The sequence below is a fragment of the Flectobacillus sp. BAB-3569 genome (genome assembly GCF_002270355.1).
Classification (GTDB): domain Bacteria; phylum Bacteroidota; class Bacteroidia; order Cytophagales; family Spirosomataceae; genus Flectobacillus; species Flectobacillus roseus.
Window position 1 is genome coordinate 1 of sequence record NZ_NJFZ01000170.1, and the last position, 658, is coordinate 658.

Genomic DNA, 658 nt, shown 5'->3' on the forward strand with positions numbered 1-658 from the left:
TCTGTAGGAGAAAGTCGTATTGGTTTACTCATGAATGGTATTGCTTAAATACGATGCAGTTTTTGATTTGTTGGTTGGTGCCTTGGTTTTTGTCTTTTATTCAGTTCAATCAACCACCACTATTTTTAACCAAACAGGTTAGATAAATTGCCAATACGCAAGAATACCGTCAAATTGAAGCCAAGCATACACAGGTTTCCAAGAAAAAAGATAGCAGTTGCTCAAATGTTCGATGCCCTTAAAAGTGGCAATGAGCAGAGCCTTCTAACACCGCCTTGTATTTCTTGGCGTTGATATATTCAGCTGACTCTGCGTACTTCTCTACGATTTCGTTGTAAACATCCAAAGCTTCCTTGTTTTGCTTGTTTGCCTCGTAAGCAGCAGCCAACTTCATCAAATATGATGGAGTAAAGAATTTGTTTGCTTTGTATTCAGAAGCTTTTTTGTAATAATCGATAGCATCGCCGAAAGATTTTTTCTCAGCGTAAGCATCACCAATTAAAGAATATGCACGAGCTTGAACCAATAAATCTGAACTACTGAATGACTTTAAGTGGTCGATAGCAGCATCATATTTACCTTCTTTCAACTCTGCAACACCTGCATAAAATTAGACAAGTTACCAGCATTTCCGCCGAACTCATTKCTAATTTAGAAA

The 658-nt window shown here is 37.6% G+C and carries 1 protein-coding gene; it reads right to left on the minus strand.

Annotation, left to right across the window (positions count from 1 at the left end; all coding sequences use genetic code 11):
* Nucleotides 1-238: 238 nt before the first annotated feature.
* Entirely contained in the window at nucleotides 239-589 is a 351-nt protein-coding gene (locus BWI92_RS26865) for a tetratricopeptide repeat protein (RefSeq protein ID WP_176464581.1), read from the minus strand.
* Between the last annotated feature and the right edge of the window lie 69 nt (nucleotides 590-658).